5 protein-coding genes are annotated in these 3184 nt (G+C 68.6%); 1 reads left to right on the top strand and 4 read right to left on the bottom strand.

Annotated features, from left to right (window positions below; genetic code table 11):
- From JWP54_RS14325 to tilS, 3 genes are all read right to left on the bottom strand, one after another.
- Positions 1-452: ATP-dependent metallopeptidase FtsH/Yme1/Tma family protein (locus JWP54_RS14325; RefSeq protein WP_297373235.1), on the bottom strand; the 452-nt coding region annotated here is incomplete at its 3' end.
- A gap of 85 nt (positions 453-537) precedes the next feature.
- Positions 538-1098 (bottom strand): hypoxanthine phosphoribosyltransferase, encoded by a 561-nt coding sequence (gene hpt, locus JWP54_RS14320; RefSeq protein WP_297373233.1) that lies wholly within the window; start codon positions 1096-1098, stop codon positions 538-540.
- On the bottom strand, positions 1085-2116 hold the full coding sequence (gene tilS, locus JWP54_RS14315; protein WP_297373231.1) for a tRNA lysidine(34) synthetase TilS: 1032 nt from the start codon (positions 2114-2116) through the stop codon (positions 1085-1087). Before tilS ends, hpt begins: the two co-directional genes overlap by 14 nt.
- Positions 2117-2162: 46 nt before the next feature.
- Between tilS and JWP54_RS14310 the strand changes: the two genes are divergently transcribed.
- The gene (locus JWP54_RS14310) at positions 2163-2654 is read left to right on the top strand and encodes an inorganic diphosphatase (protein ID WP_088457321.1); all 492 of its coding nucleotides are present in this window, start codon (positions 2163-2165) and stop codon (positions 2652-2654) included.
- An 82-nt stretch (positions 2655-2736) separates the two neighbouring features.
- On the opposite strand, the gene JWP54_RS14305 is transcribed toward JWP54_RS14310, so the two are convergent.
- Positions 2737-3184, bottom strand: a 448-nt coding sequence (locus JWP54_RS14305; protein ID WP_297373227.1) for an NlpC/P60 family protein, incomplete at its 5' end; no start/stop codon positions are given.

Genomic DNA, 3184 nt, shown 5'->3' with positions numbered 1-3184 from the left:
GCCTTGGACTTGCCGAACTGCATGACCTTGTTGCCGCCGCCCTGCATGCCGGAGAGCATCAGCCAGAAGAACGCACCGATCAGCAGGACGGGCAACAGGATGCCCAGAAGCGACAGGAACCAGCTGGCCTGCGGCACCTCGTCGGTGAAGCCGTCCTTGGGGTCGGCGGCCGTGACGGCCTCGACGACCTCCTCGCCGCGTGGCGTCACGTAGTAGAACTGCACCTGCTCGCCGTAGGTCGAATCCGCCTTGGTGAGGGTGAGGTCGACGCGCTGCTCGCCGTCGACGATCTTCGCCTCCGACACCTTCCCGTCCTTCAGGAAGTCCAGGCCCTGTTGGGTGGAGATCTCGCGGAAGCCGGACATGGTGAGGAGACTCGTACCCACCCACACGGCGATAACCGCAAGGATGATGTAGAGGAGCGGCCCGCGCAGAAGTTTCTTGACGTTCATGGTGGTCACAGGCTACCGCTCCCGCACTGGGGGAACACCGAGTGTTCGCCCAAAGGGGAACTGGAGGACGCCGGGAGGCGGGAGCCTAGTCTCCGGTGGAGTACACGTGCGGGGCGAGCACCCCGACGCTGCGGAGGTTGCGGTACTTCTCGGCGTAGTCCAGGCCATAGCCGACGACGAATTGGTTGGGAATGTCGAAGCCGAGGTACTTCACGTCGATCTCCACGCGGGCGGCATCGGGCTTGCGCAGCAGCGCGCAGATCTCCAGCGACGCCGGTCCCCGGGACTTGAGGTTCGCCATCAGCCAGGACAGCGTCAGGCCGGAGTCGATGATGTCCTCGACGATGAGCACGTGACGGCCGTGCAGGTCGGTGTCGAGGTCCTTGAGGATCCGCACGACGCCGCTGGACTGAGTGCCGGAACCGTAGGAGCTGACGGCCATCCAGTCCATGGTCACCGGGTGCACCAGTTCGCGGGCCAGGTCGGCCATCACCATGACCGCGCCCTTGAGCACCCCCACCAGCAGCAGGTCCTTGCCGGCGTAATCCGCTTCGATCTGCCTTGACATCTCGGCGAGCCGGGAACGGATCTCGGTCTCCTCGATCAGGATTTCGGTGAGGTCGCCGTCAATGTCACGAGGTTCCATGGGAGCGGAAGGGTCCTTTGTTCTGGGTGGGTCGAGGAGCTGAAAATACGAGCGTTCCCCCCTGCCGTTCCACTCTAACGCCTGGCAGGTCCAGCGCATTCTGTCCGTGCCAGTGCGTGACGAGCCGGGCGACGGCCAGCGTGTGGTCGCGTTCAAGGGTCACGCCGAACTCCCCGGCCACCACCGCGCGGATCATCCGATGCACGATGGCGGCCGGCTGCGCCGCCAGCCGATCGACCGACACTGCACTGCCGGCCCCCGCCGGCGAGAGCGCGGCGGCGACGAGTGCCGGCACGAGGGCGTCGAGGGCGTCGGCGTCCTCGCGGAGCACGTCGGCGGTGCGGGCCAGCGCCTGAGCGACGCCCGGCCCGAGCTCGGTTTCGAGCACGGGCAGCACGCGGCTGCGAACCCGCACCCGTGCGTACCGGGGGTCGGCGTTCTGGGGGTCGGCCCAGGCGGTCAGGCCGGCGTCGAGGCAGGCCTGCCGGGTTTGGGCACGGCGGATGCCCAGCAGCGGCCGCCGGTATCGTCCGCTGATGGCGGCCATGCCCTGCAGGCTCCGGGCCCCCGAGCCGCGGGCAAGGCCCAGCAGCACCGTCTCGGCCTGGTCGTCGAGGGTGTGGCCCAGCAGCACCGCGACGGCTCCCGTCCCGGCCAGAGCCGAGTCGAACGCCGCATAACGCGCGGTGCGCGCCGCCGCCTCCGGGCCGTTCCCACCGGCATCCGTCACGGTCACGGGAACGATCAGCACCGGATCCAGGCCGAGGTCGGCGGCCTGCTCCGCCGCGACCTGGGCGATGCCGGCCGAGCCGGCCTGCAGGCCGTGGTCGACGATCACGGCACCGGCGCCGAGCCCGGCTCGCGCGGCCTCGAATGCGGTCGCGGCGGCCAGGGCCAGCGAGTCCGCTCCCCCGCTCAAACCCACCAGGACCAGGCCGGAAGCCGGCAGTTGCTCCCGGACGGCGCGCCTGAGGTCGGCGATGGCCGGCGTGAGGCGCGGGCGGCGGAGGGACTGCATCCAGTAACGTTATCCGCAGACTTCGACATAAGGGAGATACCAGGCCATGGCCGAATACGACGCAGTCATTGAAATCCCACGCGGTAGCCGCAACAAGTACGAGGTGGACCACGAAACCGGTCGGGTCTACCTCGACCGGGTGCTGTACACGAGCTTCGTGTACCCCACCGATTACGGGTTCTTCGAGAACACGCTCGGCCTAGACGGTGACCCCGTCGACGTGCTCGTGCTCCTGGACTTCCCGCTGTTCCCCGGCGTCGGGGTCTCGGTCCGGCCCGTCGGCGTGTTCAACATGACCGATGACGGCGGCTCGGACGCCAAGGTCATCGCGGTTCCGGCCGGCGACCCGCGCTGGGACTACATCCAGGACGTCACCGACATCCCGGAGTACACCCGCAAGGAAATCGAGCACTTCTTCGAGCACTACAAGGACCTCGAGCCGAACAAGTGGGTCAAGACCGAGGGCTGGGGCGACGCCGCCGAGGCCGACCAGATCGTGCGCGACGGCCTCAAGAAGCTCGTCGACGAGGGTCACTGACCTTTCGCGCACCGCTGTAACGAACGAAGCCGCTTCCCGGTCGGGAAGCGGCTTCGTTCGTGTGTGCGCTCGGGCGCAACGCTCAGGACGGCCGGCCCACGTACGGCGCGACCTCGCCGGGCGACCAGATGCTGTGTACCCGAACGGGCGCGGTGGGGTTGGGCGCCTCGAGGATCTGCCCGCCGCCGTAGTAGATCGCCACGTGGTAGTAGTTTCCGGGCACACCCCAGAACAACAGGTCGCCCACCTGCACGTTGGAGAGCGAGACGAGCTTTCCCTGACCGGCCAGGGTGTTGTACTGGTTGGTTGCGGAGTGGGTGCCGATGTAGATGCCGGCCGCAGCGTAGGCGGCCTTGGTCAATCCCGAGCAGTCCCAGACATCGGGGCCGGAGCCGCCGAGCGCGTAGGCGTCGCCCAACTGCGATTCGGCGAACGCAAGGGCGGTGGAGACCGCGGAGGCGCTCGGGGCAGCCGGCGCGGGCGCCGGGGCCGGCGCTGCTGCCGGAGCGCTGGCGGGCTCCTCGGCGGCC

It is taken from the genome of Cryobacterium sp. (genome assembly GCF_025463825.1).
GTDB lineage: Bacteria > Actinomycetota > Actinomycetes > Actinomycetales > Microbacteriaceae > Cryobacterium.
The sequence above is the reverse complement of the archived record's forward strand: the minus strand, read 5'-3'. Positions and strand labels throughout refer to the sequence as shown.